Consider the following 17,608-nt stretch of genomic DNA (forward strand, 5'->3'; position numbering starts at 1 on the left):
GAACGTGCCCGTCGTACCGTCGCCGCCCGCCGTCCGCGAAAACGGACGGCAGGGCGGCGACGATGCGATCACTCCGCGGCGGCGGCCGCCGGCTGCTCGGTGGCGGCCTGCGCCGGCTGCTCGGCGGCGGCCGGCTGCTCGGTGGCGGCGGGCTGCTCGGCGGCGGCAGCGGCCGGCTGCTCGGCCGGGGCGGCCGACTCGTCAGCCTTCTTCGGCTCGAGCAGCTCGCGCTCCCACTCGGTCAGCGGCTCGTCGCTCGCGACACCCTCGGGCTTCTCGTCGTTGCCCCGGCGACGGCCGGAACGCGCGATCAGACCGTCCGCGACGGCGGCGGCGACGACCTTGGTCAGCAGCTCGGCCGAGCGAATGGCGTCGTCGTTGCCCGGGATCGGGAAGTCGACCTCGTCCGGGTCGCAGTTGGTGTCGAGGACGGCGATCACCGGGATGCCCAGCTTGCGGGCCTCGTCGACGGCGATGTGCTCCTTCTTGGTGTCGACGATCCAGACCGCGGCCGGCAGCTTCTGCATGTCCCGCAGACCACCCAGCGTGCGGGTGAGCTTGATCTTCTCGCGGGAGAGCTGCAGGGTCTCCTTCTTGGTGTAACCGGCGGCGGTGCCGCTCAGGTCACCAAGGGCCTCCAGCTCCTTCATCCGCTGGAGCCGCTTGTACACCGTCTGGAAGTTGGTCAGCATGCCACCGAGCCAGCGGTGGTTGACGTACGGCTGACCGACCCGGGTCGCCTGCTCGGCGATGGCCTCCTGGGCCTGCTTCTTGGTACCGACGAAGAGGATGCTGCCACCCTCCGCGACGGTCCCACGCACGAACTCGTACGCCTTCTCGATGTAGTCGAGAGTCTGGCGCAGGTCGATGATGTAGATGCCGTTGCGCTCGGTCATGATGAAGCGCTTCATCTTCGGGTTCCAGCGCCGGGTCTGGTGCCCGAAGTGGACACCGCTCTCCAGCAGCTGACGCATGGTCACGACGGCCATGGTGTGGGTACTCCTCAAGATCCCTGGTTGTCACGCCCGGCCGGTGGCCGGGCGTCCTGGCGCCTGGTCGCCGGCCCATGGTGGACCCGACCAAGATCGGGACCAGGGAGGCCGTCGCTACACGACGATTCGTGAAGAGGGCGCGCGAGGTCGACCGCGCGAGGCGGTCGCCAGTTGGCCAGTGTACGCCCCTCCCCGGTTTCGGCGTGCCGGGGTGCCGCGCCGCCGGACAAGATCGCGCTAGTTCCGGGAAATAGTGGCCTCCGCGTCACCAGAGGCCACTATTTCCTGGTTGTTGCGTGGATCATCGGCCGCGCCGGGCGGACGGCGGCGGGTCAGCCGGCGGCGAGCGCCGCGGCGACGAAGAGCACCAGGCCGACGGTCAGGTACGCCGTGGGAGGGCGCAGCCAACCCCGGCCGCTGTCGGAGAGCGCGAGTCCGCCCGTCCTGAGCCCGTACAGCCCGGTTGCGAAGATCGGCAGCCCGGCGACCAGGCAGATACCCACCACGACGTTGCCCGCGTCCACCGGGTCGCCCGTCACACCGGCCAGCAACACCCGCAGCGCGGGGATCTCGAAGATCAACGTCAGCAGGGCGAAGAGGGCCGCCAACGCCGGCCGGCGGGTCCGGTAGACCCCGTCCGGGGCTGGGGGGTACGCCGGCGCGTCTCCCCCGCCCAGGTCGGGGCGGGGGCCGATCCCCGGCATCGGGCCGGTCGGCATATCCAACGGATGCGGGTGCTCCCCGCTGCCGCCCCGGGTCGGCTCGACGATCGGGTAGCCGGCGAGCGGGGCGGGCCGGCTCTGCTCGGCCAGCGGGACGGGCTGGCTCTGCTCCCCGGGCAGGCCGGGGCCACCGAGCAGCGCGACCGCCGGCCCGACGTCCGCGGTGGGGGCCGGGCCGACGTTGCTGCCGGTCACCAGCCCGGCGTCCCGGGCGCTGGCCATTCCGGCGTCCCGGGCGGTGTCCGGCGTCGTCATGGTCAGTGGCTCTCGGGCGGCCCGGCGGCCGGGCAGCTCACCAGAGATCTCCGAGGGGTCCCGATCCGCCCTGCGTGAGCGGGTCGGCCGGTAGCCGTCCGCGTCCGTGCGGACGTCACCCAGCGGATCGGGGACACGCCCGAAATCTGCCCCGCCGACCCCCAACCGCCCCGGCTGCGCGTCGACGACACCGAACCGCCCGGAGTCCGGTTCCGGGGCACCCCCGAAGCGGACCGCGTCCACCGCGCCGAAACGACCCGAGTCCGGTTCTGACGCGCCGCCCAGGCGGGTCGGGTCGGGCTCGCGGCGTCGGCCGACTCCGGTGTCCTCGACGGAGCGGGCGTCCTCGACGCCGCGCTGCTCGGGGATCTCGCCGTCGCGGTATCGCGGTTCACCCGCGCCGCGCCACTCGGGCTCGCCGTACCCGCGCCCCCGCTCGTCGGGGTACCAGCGCGACTCCTGATCTTCCGGAAAGCTCCGTCGTCCGTCCACGTCAGGCACCGTATGCGACGGGCCAGGCCCGCGCCATTTGGCCCCGGCCGGGTTGATCGACACCAATTGGCGCCGTAGCACAGCAGGGGCTTGATCGTCCGGTCGTCCACAGAGCGACCGTCATCCACAGGCGGGCGCTCTCGGGGTCGCGGCCCTCGTGCCCCGAGGGGCACCGTCGCGGCCATGACGAAGCGGAACCAGGCGGTCGGCGCGTACGGCGAGCGGTGCGCCGCCCGGCACCTGAGCGAGGCGGGACTACGCCCGATCGTCCGGAACTGGCGCTGCCCGGAAGGCGAGATCGACATCATCGCCTGGGACGGGCCGGTGCTCGCGTTCTGCGAGGTGAAGACGCGTCGGGGCGACGCGTTCGGCTCACCGGCCGAGGCGGTCGTACCCGCCAAGGCCCGCCGCCTGCGCGGTCTCGCCGCACGCTGGCTCGCCGAGACCGGCACGAGCGCCGACGAGGTGCGGTTCGACGTGGTGTCGGTACGTCTGCCCGACACCGGTCCCGCGCGGATCGACCACCTCAAGGGCGCGTTCTGAGATGCGCCGACGAACGGGGGACGCGTCATGAGCTACGCGAAGGTGCTCTGCGTGGGGTTGGTCGGCGTCACCGGCCACCTGGTCGAGGTTGAGGCGGACCTCGCCGCCGGCCTGCCGGCGGTGGTGATCTCCGGCCTGCCGGACACCGCCCTGCACGAGGCCCGCGACCGGGTCCGGGCCGCCGTCGTCAACTCCGGTCAACGGTGGCCCAACCGGCGCATCACGCTGAACCTGCTGCCCGCGACGCTGCCGAAGTTCGGCTCGGCATTCGACCTGGCCATCGCCGCCGCGCTGCTGGGCGGCTCCGGCGAGCTGCCACTGCTGCCACTGGAGAACGTGGTGATCCTCGGCGAGCTGGGCCTGGACGGGACGGTCCGGCCGGTACGCGGCGTGCTGCCGATGGTCGTCGCGGCGGCACGGGCGGGTATCCAGCGCGTGATCGTGCCGACCGACAACGCCGCCGAGGCCGCCGTCATCCCCGGCGTCCGGGTACGGGCGGTGGACACGCTGCACCGGCTGGTCACCTTCGTCCGTGACGGCAGCCCGCTGATCGAGCCACCGACGGACACCCCGGCGCCGATCACCGGCGGCCCCGACCTCGCCGAGGTCGCCGGACAGCAGATGGGCCGGCGCGCGTTGGAGGTCGCCGCGGCGGGCGGGCACCACCTCGCGTTGCTGGGCCCGCCGGGGGCCGGCAAGACCATGCTGGCCGAGCGGCTGCCGTCGCTCCTGCCGGAGCTGGACGACGACGCGGCGCTGGAGGTGACCGCCCTGCACTCGGTCGCCGGGCTGCTGCCACCGGGTGGTCGGCTCCTGCGTCGTCCGCCGTTCCAGGCGCCGCACCACACGGCGACCGTCCCTTCGCTCGTCGGCGGCGGTTCCGGGCTGGCCCGCCCCGGCGCGGTGTCGCTCGCCCACCGCGGGGTGCTCTTCCTCGACGAGGCCCCCGAGTTCAGCAAGGGCGCGTTGGAGGCGCTGCGCCAGCCGCTGGAGCACGGCCGCATCCAGCTCAGCCGCAGCGGTGGCGGCACCGAGTACCCGGCCCGGACGCAGCTGGTGCTGGCCGCCAACCCGTGCCCGTGCGCCAAACCGTCCGGCGACGCGTACTGCGAGTGCACGCCGGTGGCCCGCCGCCGCTACCTGGGCCGGCTGTCGGGGCCGCTGCTCGACCGGATCGACGTGCAGGTGCGGCTGATGCCCGTACGGGCGGCGGAGCTGATGGCGTCCGGAGGTGACGTCGAGTCCTCGGCCACCGTCGCCGCCCGGGTCGCGGCGGCACGCGGCGCGGCGGCCACCCGTTGGGCCGGCCTCGGACGGCGACTCAACGCCGAGGTGGACGGCCCGTTCCTGCGCCGCCCGCCCTGGCGACTACCGGCGCTGGTCACCGCCGAACTGCGCGCCCGGCTCGACTCCGGCTCGCTCTCGGCGCGCGGCTTCGACCGGGTGATCCGGATGGCCTGGACCATCGCGGACCTGGACGGACGGGATCGGCCCGACCGTGAGGACGTCCGAGAGGCGACCCAGCTACGGACAGGAGAGACGGCATGAGCGCCGACGAGCAGAGCAGGCTGGCCCGGGTGGCGCTGACCTGGCTGGCCGAGCCCGGCACCCGCGTGGTGCACGCGCTGGTCGAGCAGCTGGGGCCGGTGGCGACGCTGGATCTGCTGCTCGACGGCGGCAGCCCCGACCGGCGGCTGGCCTCCGCCGTGACCGCCCGGATGTCGACCGGCGACGCCCGCGCGGCGGCGGACGAGGCCCTGGACCGGGCGGATCGACTCGGCGCGCGTCTGGTCACCCCGGACGACGACGAGTGGCCGGCCCGGGTCGCTGATCTCGGCACGCTGCGGCTCCCCGACCTGACCCGTCGCGTGGACGTGGAGACCGCCCCACCGCTGTGCTTCTGGGTACGCGGCGCGTGGCCGCTCGGTGAGGCGTTGGAGCGCTCGGTGGCCGTGGTCGGCGCGCGGGCGGCCACGGCCTACGGCCAGCACGTGGCCACCGACCTCGGGTACGGGCTGGCCGAGCGGGACTGGACGGTCGTCTCCGGTGGCGCGTTCGGGATCGATGCCGCCGCCCACCGGGGCGCCCTCAACGCCGAGGGCCGCACCGTGGCGGTGCTGGCCTGCGGGGTGGACCGGCCGTACCCGATGGGCAACACCGCCCTCTTCGACCGGATCGCCGACACCGGGCTGCTGGTCAGCGAGTGGCCGCCGGGCGCCGAGCCACTGCGGCCCCGGTTCCTGATCCGCAACCGGGTGATCGCTGGCGGCACGCTGGGCACCGTCGTGGTGGAGGCGTCGGCGCGCAGCGGAGCGACGCAGACCGCCCGGCGGGCCATCTACACCGGTCGGGTGGCCATGGTGGTACCCGGGCCGGTGACCTCGGCGATGTCCGTCGGCGCGCACGAGTTGCTGCGCGAGAACGAAAAGGCCCGACTGGTCACCGGTGTCGCACACGTGCTCGATGAGGTGGGCCGGATCGGCGCGGACCTGGCCCCGCTGGCCCGCGGCCCGCAGCGGCCGACCGACGACCTGGACGACGACGCCCGGTCGGTGCTGGAGGCGTTGCCCCGCCGGGGCGCACGGGGGGTGGACAAGCTCGCCGCCCGCGCCGGTCTGGACGTGCGTACCGCGCTACGCAAACTGTCCCTGCTCGAAGAACTGTCCATGGTGGTACGACGTGACGACGGCTACGCCCTCGCCCCGGTCGACAAACCCAAGGGTCCGGCCGACCGCCGGTAGACGCGGACGCCGACGTGGCCGGCGGAGCACAACCCTCGGCCGTACGCTGGTGCCGTGCCTGCTGCCAGCGAAGGTGCGCGTGCCGCCCGGCGGACCGCATCGGTGACGCCGCGAGAGGCGCGGCGGCCGTGAGCCGGTCCGCCCGGGGCACCCGGGCCACTCATCAGAACCTGCCACCGCCGCTGCGGGACGCGGTCGACGACTTCGCCAGGCACCTTTCCCAGGTTCGCAACCGGTCGGCGCACACCGTCCGCGCGTACGTCACCGACGTGGTCGCGCTGCTCGACCACGCGGTGCGGATGGGTTGCCGCGACCTGGGCGAGGTCGACCTGTCGGTCCTGCGGAGCTGGTTGGCCCGGCAGCGGACCACCGGCGCCGCCCGTACGTCGCTGGCGCGCAGAGCCGCCTCGGCACGGGCGTTCAGCGCGTGGGCACACCGCGCCGGGTTGCTCGCCGCCGACGTGGGGGCCGCGCTGGCCAGCCCTCGCGCGCACCGGGAGCTGCCCGGCGTCCTGCGCGCCGACCAGGCCACCGCGCTGCTGGAGGCGCCGACCCGGCACCCGGCAACCGCACCCGGCACGCCCACGACAGGATCGCCCGCAAACGGCACGCCCGCGACGGGGTCCGCCCCCGGCGGGGAGCCCACGACGGACGGAGCCACCGACGCGGCGGTGGCGCTGCGCGACAGGGCGCTGCTGGAACTGCTCTACGCCACCGGCGTACGGGTCAGCGAGGCGTGCGGGCTGGACGTCGAGGACGTCGACCACGCCCGGCGCGTGATCCGGGTGTTCGGCAAGGGCCGCCGCGAGCGGTCGGTGCCGTACGGCGTGCCGGCGCAGCGGGCGCTCGACGAGTGGCTGCGGCGGGGCCGCCCCGCGCTGGTCGCCCCGCACTCGGGCGACGCGCTGCTACTCGGGGCCCGCGGCGGTCGGCTCAACCCGACCACGGCGCGTCAGATCGTCGGCGGGTACGCCGAGGCCGCCGGCCTGCCCCGGACGAGCCCGCACGGGCTGCGCCACTCCGCCGCCACCCACCTGCTGGAGGGCGGCGCGGACCTGCGCGCCGTGCAGGAACTGCTCGGGCATTCGTCGCTGGCCAGCACGCAGATCTACACCCACGTGTCGGTAGAGCGGTTGCGCGCCGCCTACCGCCAGGCGCACCCCCGCGCCTGATCACTGGCGGGCCGGTCGGACCACCCGACGGTTACGATCATCCGGTGAGCGTCCCGCAGCCTCCCGAGCCGATTCCGGGCGCCCGCCTGCTGTTCTCCCTGGACCCGGCGGTCAGCCACCTCAACCACGGCTCGTTCGGCGCGGTGCCGATCGGCGTGCAGCGCGCCCAGCAGCGACTGCGCGACGAGATGGAGGCCAACCCGCTGCGCTTCTTCACCCAGGGGCTCGTCGATCGGCTCGCGCACACCCGGCGGCACCTCGCCGGGTTCCTCGGCGCGGACCCGCAGGGCAGCGCGCTGATCGGCAACACCACCACCGGCGTCGCCGTGGTGCTCCAGTCGATGGGCCTGCGACCCGGCGACGAGATCGTCAGCACCGACCACGGGTACGGGGCGGTGAGTCTGGCCATCGGGCGGGAGTGCCGCCGCACCGGCGCGGTCAGCCGGGTGCTGCCGATTCCGCTGGACGCCGGCGACGAGCAGATCGTGCAGACCATCCGGGCCGGCCTGCGCCCGGGACGGACCCGGCTGCTCGTCGTCGACCAGCTCACCTCGGCCACCGCAAAGCTCTTCCCGACGGCCGCCATCGTGGCGGTGGCCCACGAGAACGGTGTGCCGGTCCTGGTGGATGCCGCGCACGCCCCCGGGATGCTCGCCATCACGGTCGCCAGCATCGGCGCCGACTTCTGGGCGGGCAACCTGCACAAGTGGGGGTACGCGCCGCGCGGCACCGCCCTGCTGGCGGTCGCCCCGCAGTGGCGCGAGCGGATCGAGCCGCTGGTGGTTTCGTGGGAGCAGGAGTCCGGCTTCCCGGCCCGGGTCGAATGGCAGGCCACCCTCGACTACACCTCGTGGTTGGCTGCCCCCGCCGGGCTGTTCACGCTGCGCAGCCTCGGTGTCGACCGGGTACGGGAACACAACGCCGCGCTCGCCGCGTACGGCCAGCGGGTGGTGGGGGACGCTCTGGGGGTGCCCCCCGCCCAACTGCCCGACCCCGGCGGACCGGGGGTGTCGCTGCGTCTCATCCCGCTGCCGGCCGGGACGGGCACCACGATCGACGCGGCGCGGGCGTTGCAGACGCGCATCGGCGAGCGGCTCGCCGCCGAGGTGGCGGTGATGAGCTGGAACGGCCGTGGGTGGCTGCGACTCACCGGCCAGGTCTACAACGCCGCCGACGAGTACGAGCGGCTGGCCACCCGGTTGCCGGCGCTGCTCGCCCAGCGCTGACCCCGCGCACCGGGTCGAGCGGGAGGAGCCGCACCGGGCCGAGGCCGAGCAGGGCGAGCGGGTCCAGGTACTCCGCACCTCGGCGCAGGCCCCAGTGCAGGCACGCGTCGGCCGGGCAACCGGGGTGGCCGGGCAGCAGTTCGCCCAGCGGCGCTCCTGCGGCGACCGCCTGACCGGGGCGTACCCCGGGTCGCACGGGCTCGTGGGTGGTTCGCAGCCCTCCGGCATGCCCCACGGTGACCACCGGTCGGCCGGCCACCAGACCGACGAAGAGGACGGTGCCCGGCCCGGCGCTGCGGACCACGGTTTGAGCCGAGGCGGCCAGGTCGACGCCCCGGTGGCCGGACAGCCACGGCTCAGGTGGCGGGTCGAAGCGGCGCACCAGTCGCGGTGGCCCGTCGAGCGGCCAGCGGAAGCGCTCGGTGGGAGCGGGAGGCTCGAACGCGATCGGCACGGTCGGCGTCGGTGGCAGACCGGGCACCGACGCGACAAGTACCGCAAAACCGCAGAGCTGCACGATCAGAGCGAGGGGGAACGCCGCGCAGAGCAGCACGGTACGGAGGTTCGAGCCGAGACGGGTGGCGGATGGCGATCGCATGCCGGCAGCCTCGGCCCGGGGCCGGGTCGTCCGCCAGCCCGGCCAGCGAAGCTGTGGACAACAGACGGCCCTGTGGACGACCACCCGGAGGCGCCGATGATCTGCTATGCCGCGCTGGGGAGCTGCTGTGCGTGCCGGGCTCGCCGAGGCGTCGGGTAGGCCCTTTCACCTACCCGACATCCTCGGACGAGCCCGGGTCAGCTCACCACCACTGTTCGTTGGAACCGGTTTCGTAGTCGTACTCCTCGACGTGGTCCCACTCCACCCCGGTCAGCCTCTGATAGGCGTTCGAGGGGACGTCGAGGATCGAATCCGCGTGCGCGGCCTCGACGGTGGTGAAGCGGGTGAACGCCGCCGGATCGGCCAACACGGCATCGAATGCCGCGGGCCCCGCCACCACCACCGCGCAGCGCGCGTACAGGAAGCCGTCCTCAGTCAGTTGATCAGCGCCCGGTGGGACCGCCTGAGCGAGCACCCGACGGTCCAACTGATAGAGCTTGAAGGCGAGCGTCTCAGCAAAATCGATGATCCGCTCCACCGGCTCGTCCGACAGCATGGAGGTCAACCGCTCGTACGGCCGGTCGTCCTGGACTTCGGGCTGGCCGCCGAGCACCGCCACGAGCCGCCAGAATTCCTCGTCTGCAAGCATCGAAATCCTCAACCAATCGTCGACCAGGTCGAACTAGTGCCAGTTCTTGTTTCCGTCAGGGCGTTTTCCGAAGATCCGGAAGAAGCCTCTGATCAGTCGTGTTTCTATAGCCTTTGCCCGCCGCTTACCCGGGATGCCGCGCCGCAGGTACTTAGCGGTGTACTTGTCATTCGGATTCTTGCGATTGAGCTTCCTGAGCTGTTTCGGAAGCCGGTCACCCTTTCCTTCGCCGTACCTGTACACCTCGCCGTTCTTGTCGATTCGGTAGACGTAGTGGGGGCAGGAACAGTCGAGTGAGTTGCCGTGTTTACCGCACGCGCTGACGTTGTGCGCCAACACGTCGACACCGTCGACCCGGACAGCGTACGTGTGCACATCCCCGACGTTGAGGTTGTACACGGTCTGTGCCGGCACCCAGCCACGGTCCACAACAGAGGCCACCTGCACCGTCGTTCCGTTGGCGGCGCGTAGCCGATCGCCGGCCCGCACCTTCTCGGCGAACGTCCAGCCCACGCCCTCCACCCACAGCGGGTGCTCAGCCGTAGCCTCCAGCGCCCCGCCCTGACCCTCGTCGAGGTCGATGTCGATCAGGTGCTTCGCGCCAACGCCGTCGATCACGGCGAGGACGGGCTTGGCCTCGGCCACGCCAGTCGTGGGATCGACCGCCATGACCCAGTCGCCCAGTTGAACGTCCGAGATGGGCAGCGATGACCCGTCCGCCATCAACACCTGGGTCTGCGGCGTGAAGGAGTTACAGCGACTTCGATGCCTGCCCTTGTACAACCGTCGTGCCCGGCTGGCCTTGCGGGCCTTCTGGGCGGCCCTCGCGGCACCGACGGCGAAGCGGGCTCCGCGGACCGCCGCGCCCGCCCCCACGGTCGCGGCCAGCGCGCCGCCGATGGCCCAGGCAGCCTCCCGCCAGTTGCCGGTGGCGGCGTACGAGACCGCGGAGACCACCCCGGCGATGGTGCCGATCGGCCCCGGGATCATCGACGCGTAGGACGCGACCTTGGCGACCTTGGACAGGCCCTTCTTGATGCTGCCCCAGCCGAACTTGCCGTCCAGGTCGGTGCAGTTGACCGGGTCCCCGGCGCAGTAGTCGTAGGCGGTGGCGTTTCCGCCGTCGACCGGGTCGACCTGGAGGAACCGCCCGATCCCCGGCGAGTAGAGGCGGACACCCATGAGGATGACGTCGCCCACCGCGTCGCCGGAGCGCTGCTTGCCGCCGAGCCAGCCGTACCGCTGGTCGGCCTGCCCCGCCACCGGCACACCGAACTCGTCGTAGTCGAGGAACTCGGGCTCCAGCAACGCCGTGTCGATCGTGGCGGCCACGTCGCCGTGCAGGTTCAACAGCTGCAGCCGGACGTCTCCCGCGTCGGAGGTGGTGGCTGCCAGGTCACCGTCGGGGCCGGACACGTTGCGGGTGTAGCTGCCCAGCGTGGTGTCCTCGATGATCCAGCGGGGCTCGTCGGAGTCGTCGCCGTAGTGGTTCAGCTTGGAGGTGGCGTTGACCCAGTTGCCGTCGACCATGGTCTCGGTGGTGAACGCCCGGAACCGGTGCGCGGGGTCCAACGTCCAGCTCTGGCGGGAGTCCCCGAGTTGCTGCCGTTGCACCAGATCGTTCGCGAAGTACGCGTTCGTCAGGCCGTCCGGCATGGTGGTGGTCCGCCCGAAGGCGTCGTAGACGTAGCCGGCGTCGGTGAGCCGGTCGGCGGTGTCGTAGCTGTGCGTGCCGGACACCGGGGTGCCGGTCTCGTCACACGTACCGTCGGCTGCCGGCGCGTACCGCGAGTTCCCGGTCCGGTTGGTCCGGTCGTCGTAGGTGTAGGTGCGGGTGACGCAGCCGTCGGTGATGGCGCTGTCGTGCTGGGCACGTGTCAGTCGGCCCAGCCGGTCGTAGCGGTAGGCCTTACTGCCACCGGTGTAGGTGTGGTTCACCCACTGACCGGCGGTGTTCTCCTGGACCGACTCGGAGTAGATGACCTCGTTGTCGGAGTCGCGGGTGTAGGTCCGCTCCACCGGCTGGAGGTTCGCGTCGAGCCGGTCGGTCCGGGTCAGCCCGCCCGGGTACTTCAGCTCGGTGAGTTGGCCGTCCGGGGAGTACTTCGCCGAGAACGTGCCGGCGACGCTGTCGGTGACGCTGGTCAGCAGGCCGCGGGGCTCCGCCGCACGGTCGTAGGCGAAGGTCGAGTACCCGGTGGGGTCGGAGACCTTCACCGACTTGCCGAACCTGTCGAACTCGTTGGTCGTCGTGCCGCCGTCGGCGTCGGTGTAGGACGCCAGCCGGCCGAGCAGGTCGTACTCGCGGGTGACCGTCGAGGTGCCCATCGTGGTGACGGTGACGTCGCCGGACGTCGGGCTGTAGGCGGTGGTCACCGCCGGCACCGGTGCGCCCTCGTCGGAGCTGACCTGCGTGCTGGTCACGCGGGTGGCCGCGTCGTACTGGGTGGTGGTCGTGCGGGTCTTGCCGTTCGACGTCTCGGACACCACGGCCTCGTCGCCGTACCGGGTGTAGGAGTTGATCCTCCGCACCGGCAGGTTGGTGGTCATCCGAGCCGGATCGTGCCCGGTGACGGCTCCGACCGCCCGGGTGACGCAGGGCTCGCCGGCCCACTCGGGCCGGTTGCCGCACGCGCCGTCCTGAGCGTTGGCCCCGGTCGAGTAGTAGATGACCTCGGTAGCCATCGCGTCCGAGCCGGTGGAGCCGATGCCCCAGGACTTGAGCACCTGACCGCTGGCGTTGCGGACCACGTACGCGGTCAGGTTCTGCCCGCCCGCTCCGGCGTCCGCGATCACCTTCGTCGGGGACTTCAACGTCCAGCCGGACACGCCGCCGTACTCCGCGTCGTAAGCGTTCTTCGACACCCGCACGTCGGCGTCCGGATAGCCGACGATCTGCGCGCCTTCACTCTCCGTGGTCACCAGGTGGTAGGTGGCCCCGTCGGGCTTGCCCTCGTCGTACTTGTTGACGGCGTGCGACCGTCCGATCACCGTCGCGCCGGCCGGGATCGCCTCCAGCGGGCCGGTGCCGTCCGGATCGGCGAGGGGGTTCTCCAGTACCACCGTCGAGGTGGGCCCGACGGATTCGAGGAGGTCGACACCGTCGGTGCTGTACGTGTTGATGGTGGAGAGCGCCAGCGCTCTGCTGGCGGTGTCCGAGCCGGCCAGGCCCAACTCGTCGAGGTAGCGAGCGGAGCCCTGGAACGTGCCGAGGGCCAGTTCCCGGTCGGTGGCCTCCAGGCTGCGGACCACGTTGCCGAACCTGTCGTACTCGGCGGTGTCGAGGTGGCCACCCGGACTGGCCGTGTTGACCTCCTGTCCCCCGGCGTTGAGGTAGTGCACGGTGGCGTACGGGTAGCCGTTGCTACCCGGGCTGGCCGGGGTGGCGGCGTTGCGGCCGGGGTTGTCCTCGGGGCCGAACACGGCGGTCGCGTCGGTGGGCAGGTCGACCTGGCCCCACGTGGAGATGGCCGCCGAGTTCAGGTCGTACGGACCGCCGAGGGACCTGGCCAACGGCACGTTGTAGACGACGTTCGTGGCGACCTCACCGTCGGTGGCGGTCTTGGAGCCCTGCTGGAGCGCGGCCCGGCGGACCTTCAGCAGCCGTCCGGTGTTCTCGTCGCCGGAGAGGCGGGTGACCTGCTGGTCGGTGAGCGCCTTCCCGTAGACGCGGACGTCGTCGACTTCGCCGTCCCAGATGTTCGAGGCGGCACCGGCCCACTTGGCCCGGCCGATCACGTAGGCGCCGCCGGCGTTCCAGCCGCCGGTAGCCGCGGTGGTGCTCTGCAACACGCCGTTGACGTAGAGCTTCATCTTGGCGCTGGCGGTGTCGTAGACGCCGGTCAGGTGGGTCCACTTGCCCGCCACGGCGGTGCTGTTCGCGATGGCCCGAACCGGGGTCGCGCTGTCGCTGTCCGAGGTCACCCGCGAGAACGCGAACTTGTCCTCGGCGGCGACGTAGTTCAGGAACAGGCCGCTGGTCCGGGAGCCGTCCTTGGACACCGCGGTGCGGTTGACCGACTTGTCCTTGATCCGCACCCAGGCGGAGACGGTGTAGGAGGCGGTGTTGGACAGGGCCGTGCCGGCGACGCTGATCTGCTGGCCGGTGCCGCCGGTGAACACCGAGGCCCGGTCGGCCGGGTTGTCCGGGTCGTTGCCCTGCCCCCAGGAGACACCGCTGGCCATGGTGCCGTTGCGGCCGCTGCCGGAGGAGTCGGCGACGGCGGTGCCCGAGCCGGCGTCGAGGTCCCAGCGCAGTGCCGCGGAGTCGACGTCCGGGTTGCCGTAGTCGAAGTTCCACGGCAGCTCGCCGGACGGGGTGACCTTGGTGACCCGGCCGCCGCCGTACTCGTAGGTGGTCTTCAGCGCCGGGGTGGCCCGGGGGTCCCACACCTCACGGAGTTGGCCGAGGTCGTCGTACGCGTATCGGGTGACCTGGGTGGCGGTCGTCGCCGAGGTGTCCGGGTCCCAGGCCCAGAGCTTCACTCCGGAGACCCGGTCGGTGTAGTCGCCGAACACCGTCTGGCTCAGTCCGGATGAGGTGGTGGTGGCGTACTCGTACTCCAGGACCTCGCAGCCCCGCGCCGGTACGGCGGTGGTGCAGTGGTTGGTGTCGTCGACGCCCGGCTCGGCCGGGTTGATCACCTTCTTGAGCAGCAATCGGCTGCCGGTCGTGTCATAGATGTAGCGGGAGGTGGTGTCGGACTCCGGCGTCCAGGACGACGTGGCCGCCCAGACCCCACCCTGCGAGGTGAACTCGGTGACGGTGCCGTCCAACTCCGACAGCCGGTAGGCGGTGGTACCGACCTTGGTCAGCACCATCCCCTCGGAGCCCGGCTCCGGTGTGAAGGTCACGCCGTCGGTGTTCTTGGCGAAGGTGATCCAGCCGCCACCGATGCCGTTGACCCTGGCCAATGACGGTTCGGGCAGCGTCACGGTGCTGTACTCGATGTCCGCTGCGCCGCCGGTCGCGCCGCCGGTCCAGGCCGGGCCGAATGGGGCGATGATCTCGGTGAACGACAGGTTGTCCCAGTAGACCTTGCGGCCGGAGCCGCCCTGCATGCCGTTGTAGAGCCGGAAGAACGCCTCGGACGCGCCGGCCGGGACGGTCATGTCGAGCGACAGCTCCTGCCAGCCGTCGGTGTAGGCGGCCATCGCCGAGGAGGTCTCGGTGTAGGTGCTGCCGGTCTTGGTGAGGCCGACGATCCGCAGGCCACGCTGGGCGTAGGCCGGCACCAGCCCGGTCGCGCCCGGCACGAAGATCCACCCGGTCATCCGGTACGTCCGGCCGGCGGCCATGTTCAGCCGCATCGCCCCACCGTCGCCACCGACCGCCACGTAGGTGTCGTTACTCGTGGTGGTGACCGGGGTGATCTCCAACGAGTCGGCCGGGCTGGTCTCGCCCTGGCCACGTGCGGTGGAACGCGCCGCCGACGAGGTGGACGGCACGGTGAAGCCGGTCAGGTCGGTGGAGATCTGCTGCTGGTTGGCGGTCAACCGCTGCGCCATCGGCTGGTAGCCGGCGGCCCCGTCCCGCGACGACGTGGCCCGGGCGACCGAGAGTCCCAGTTCGTCAGCGTCCGTCGAGGAGATGGAGTAGTCGCCGGTGAGGAGGTTGACTGAACCGGCGCCGATCTCGTCGTCGGCGGCGCCGTCGCCGCTCGAGTCGACGGAGACCCGCACCCAGGGGATGGTGTACGCCGGCGTCGTGCCGGTCGCGGTGTAGAGGTGGGCTCGCACCTCGACGACACCACCGGTCAGGCCGAGAGTGTCGGTGGCGTTCCAGATCGCGTATCCGCCGAGCGCCGACAGGCCGACAGGGCTGGCGGAGGTCGCGGTGATCGGCGCCCCGGTGGCGGAGGTCAGGTTCGCCGAGGGCACCGGCAGGATCGCACCGCCCGGACCCCGGCGATATTCGAAGTACGTCCGGGTGTAGCCGGAGACCGGGGTGGTGATCCGCAACTTGGTTCGCTTGACGATCGTCGCGCCCGGCAGCGGTTCGGCCAGCGCGGCGTTACCCGCGTCGAAGACGTATTGGTTGAGGTCGGAGAGGTTGCCGGCCGAGTCCTTGGCCTGCACGGACAGGGTGCGGTGCCCGTCGCGTGGGCTGAGCGTGACCGACTTCGCCCCGGTCGCGGCCACCGTGGTCGCGGCCGTGTCGTAGTCGAACTTGTAGACGAAGGCGGCGAGGTCGGTGCTGCCCGAGGCGGGGGTGAAGGTGAAGGTGTCCGCCTGGCCCGCGCCGCCGTGCGGCTGGGCGTCGTTGAGGTAGATCGTCGCCGCCACGAAGGGAACACCGGGCTTCGTGGTGTCCACGGTCAGCGGGGTCCACGCCGTCGCCGTGCCGTAGGCGTACGGATCCTTGGCCCGGACCTGCCACTCGTACTGGACGCCGTTGACCAGGTCGACCGGCACCTGCCAGGAGGCGGTGGAGCCGTTGGTCCAGGCGGGACTGCCCGATCGCAGGCCGGACGACGAGACGACGGCCTGGGTGGTCTTGTTCCGCACCACGAACTCGGCCTGCAGGGTCTGCCCGGCGTTGGCGTCGGTCAGCTTCGCCGACAGGGTGGGCCGCAGCGAGGAAGTCTGGGCGCCGGATCCGCAGGCGGTGTAGCAGGGCGCGGCGGCCAGTGCCGACGGCACCGACGGCGCGCTGTTGTAGGTGATGGAGACCAGCGGCGGGTGGGTGCCCTCGGCCGAGTCGAAGCGCTTCCAGCCGGAGGTCGAGGTCTCGGATGTGGCCCGCAGCATCACGCTCGCGCTGGACGCGCTGGTGTCCGCCGCGTACTGCAGCGCCCCGCCGACCTCGACGTAGACGTAGCCGTCGCCGCAGGACGAACTGTAACCGCGGGTCTCGGTGGAGGTGCCCACCTTCGCCCGCGCGGTCGGCTGGGCCGTCCACCGCACCGACGAGTCGACCAGGTCGGTGCGCCAGGCCTCCCAGGACGCCGCCGTGCACGACCAGGAGTGGTAGTTCCACAGTCGCAGCTTCGCCGAGATCACCCGGCTGCCGGCGAAACCGCTGGTGTTGAAGCGGAGGTAGGAGCGGGCGGTGAACGAGCCACCGTCGTTCGAGTAGCCCAGCTTCAGGTCCGCCGAGCCGGACTGGTCGCTGGAGTAGGTGTTCTGCACGAAGGCGTCGAACGACGGCGACAGCGAGGTCGGTGGGTCGATCGTCACCGGGAAGGTCAGGTCCGGCCGTGCCAGGAACGTCGCGTCCGGCGTCAGCTCCATGACGGTACGACCCTTGCCGGCCGCGACGGCGCGCAACGCGACCCGGGCGTGGTTGAGGCGCTCGCCGGACTGCGGGGCCACCTCGGCGTCCCACATCAACGGCGTCTGGGCCCGGCCCACCTGCCGACCGCGCCGGTCCTTCAGCAGCAGTCCCCCCATGCCGTCGGTGGCGGCGGTGAGCTGGCCGGTACGCAGCGGCACCGACAGCTTGCGCACCTGCGCGAGCGCGGCCCGGTCCTTGACCACGAAGTGCTGCTCGTAGCCCGTGGCGTGCGCGTGGAACACCAGGTCGACACCCGGTCGTACGTCGGGGTAGGTGATCGTGCGTCCGTCGAGCACCGGCTCGGGCAGCGCGCCGGACCAGGCCAGCCCTGCCTGGTCCGCGCCCTCACCGATCTTCATCACCTCGTGCTCGCCGGTACCCGGTGTGGCGCCCGCGAACGTCAGCGCGAGGGGATGCGCGATCGGCGCCACCGAGCCGTCCGACCGGCGCTGCAGGGTGAGGTCGACCGGCACCCACTGGTCGCCCCGGCGCACCCGCACCGGGGCGAGTGCCTGCTCCTCGGTCAGGGTGCCGTCCGGGTTGGCGAAGACCTGGGTCGTCTCGGTCCGGCGGTTCTTCACCTCGACCCGGGAAGCACAGAGCTTGGCCGCGATCGCCGCCGACACCTCGTCGGCACGGTCGTCGGGACACTTCGGCTTCGGTGCGGGTGTCGGTGCCGCCGCGGCGGCGGCCGGCGGTGCCGGGCGGGTGGGCACGTCCGCCATCGTGGCCACCAGGGCCAGGATCAAGAAGATCGACAGGCGACGAACCCACGCCGCGCAGCCCTCCCCGGCCAACGTGATGAACACGCGTGACTGTCGGTGCATCGGCACGACACCCTCCCCCGCTCCTGGCTCTCTGTGAGCGAGCGGAGCGTACGAAGGCGGTTAACAGCTTTCAATGTCTTGACGCCAGGTCGGATCATGGATATTCGCTCGCCGA

Annotated in this window: 10 protein-coding genes; 5 read left to right on the forward strand and 5 right to left on the reverse strand. The window is 72.0% G+C overall.

What is annotated here, in order from left to right; genetic code table 11:
- Positions 1–68: 68 nt before the first annotated feature.
- Both rpsB and ACIBTX_RS31340 read right to left on the reverse strand, forming a co-directional pair.
- Positions 69–989: a 30S ribosomal protein S2 gene (rpsB, locus tag ACIBTX_RS31335; RefSeq protein WP_357122240.1), complete on the reverse strand. Its 921-nt coding sequence runs from the start codon at positions 987–989 to the stop codon at positions 69–71.
- A 335-nt stretch (positions 990–1,324) separates the two neighbouring features.
- Positions 1,325–2,461, reverse strand: a complete 1,137-nt coding sequence (locus ACIBTX_RS31340; RefSeq protein ID WP_396833363.1) for a hypothetical protein — start codon at positions 2,459–2,461, stop codon at positions 1,325–1,327.
- Between the two features lie 183 nt (positions 2,462–2,644).
- Here ACIBTX_RS31340 and ACIBTX_RS31345 point away from each other — a divergent pair, with 183 nt between their 5' ends.
- From ACIBTX_RS31345 to ACIBTX_RS31365, 5 genes are all read left to right on the forward strand, one after another.
- A complete protein-coding gene (locus ACIBTX_RS31345) occupies positions 2,645–3,004 on the forward strand; it encodes a YraN family protein (RefSeq protein WP_363660833.1) in 360 nt (119 codons plus the stop codon).
- A gap of 27 nt (positions 3,005–3,031) precedes the next feature.
- Positions 3,032–4,552: a YifB family Mg chelatase-like AAA ATPase gene (locus tag ACIBTX_RS31350; RefSeq protein WP_357173308.1), complete on the forward strand. Its 1,521-nt coding sequence runs from the start codon at positions 3,032–3,034 to the stop codon at positions 4,550–4,552.
- A complete protein-coding gene (gene dprA, locus ACIBTX_RS31355) occupies positions 4,549–5,745 on the forward strand; it encodes a DNA-processing protein DprA (RefSeq protein WP_363660832.1) in 1,197 nt (398 codons plus the stop codon). The genes ACIBTX_RS31350 and dprA overlap by 4 nt, the downstream gene beginning before the upstream one ends.
- A gap of 128 nt (positions 5,746–5,873) precedes the next feature.
- Positions 5,874–6,917 carry a tyrosine recombinase XerC gene (locus ACIBTX_RS31360; protein ID WP_357393029.1) on the forward strand — a complete coding sequence of 348 codons (1,044 nt, stop codon included), beginning with the start codon at positions 5,874–5,876 and terminating at the stop codon, positions 6,915–6,917.
- A 44-nt stretch (positions 6,918–6,961) separates the two neighbouring features.
- Positions 6,962–8,143, forward strand: coding sequence for an aminotransferase class V-fold PLP-dependent enzyme (locus tag ACIBTX_RS31365; protein ID WP_357393027.1), 1,182 nt, complete (start codon positions 6,962–6,964; stop codon positions 8,141–8,143).
- Here the strand turns inward: ACIBTX_RS31365 and ACIBTX_RS31370 are convergent.
- The 3 genes from ACIBTX_RS31370 to ACIBTX_RS31380 form a co-directional block, all read right to left on the reverse strand.
- Positions 8,064–8,741: a M23 family metallopeptidase gene (locus ACIBTX_RS31370; protein ID WP_363660831.1), complete on the reverse strand. Its 678-nt coding sequence runs from the start codon at positions 8,739–8,741 to the stop codon at positions 8,064–8,066. The genes ACIBTX_RS31365 and ACIBTX_RS31370 overlap by 80 nt on opposite strands.
- A gap of 202 nt (positions 8,742–8,943) precedes the next feature.
- Positions 8,944–9,390 carry a DUF4240 domain-containing protein gene (locus ACIBTX_RS31375; RefSeq protein ID WP_363660830.1) on the reverse strand — a complete coding sequence of 149 codons (447 nt, stop codon included), beginning with the start codon at positions 9,388–9,390 and terminating at the stop codon, positions 8,944–8,946.
- A gap of 33 nt (positions 9,391–9,423) precedes the next feature.
- A complete protein-coding gene (locus tag ACIBTX_RS31380; protein ID WP_357131036.1) occupies positions 9,424–17,493 on the reverse strand; it encodes a LamG-like jellyroll fold domain-containing protein in 8,070 nt (2,689 codons plus the stop codon).
- Positions 17,494–17,608: the final 115 nt, after the last annotated feature.

Origin of the sequence: Micromonospora sp. NPDC049359, from assembly GCF_044466585.1 — a bacterium.
GTDB lineage: Bacteria > Actinomycetota > Actinomycetes > Mycobacteriales > Micromonosporaceae > Micromonospora.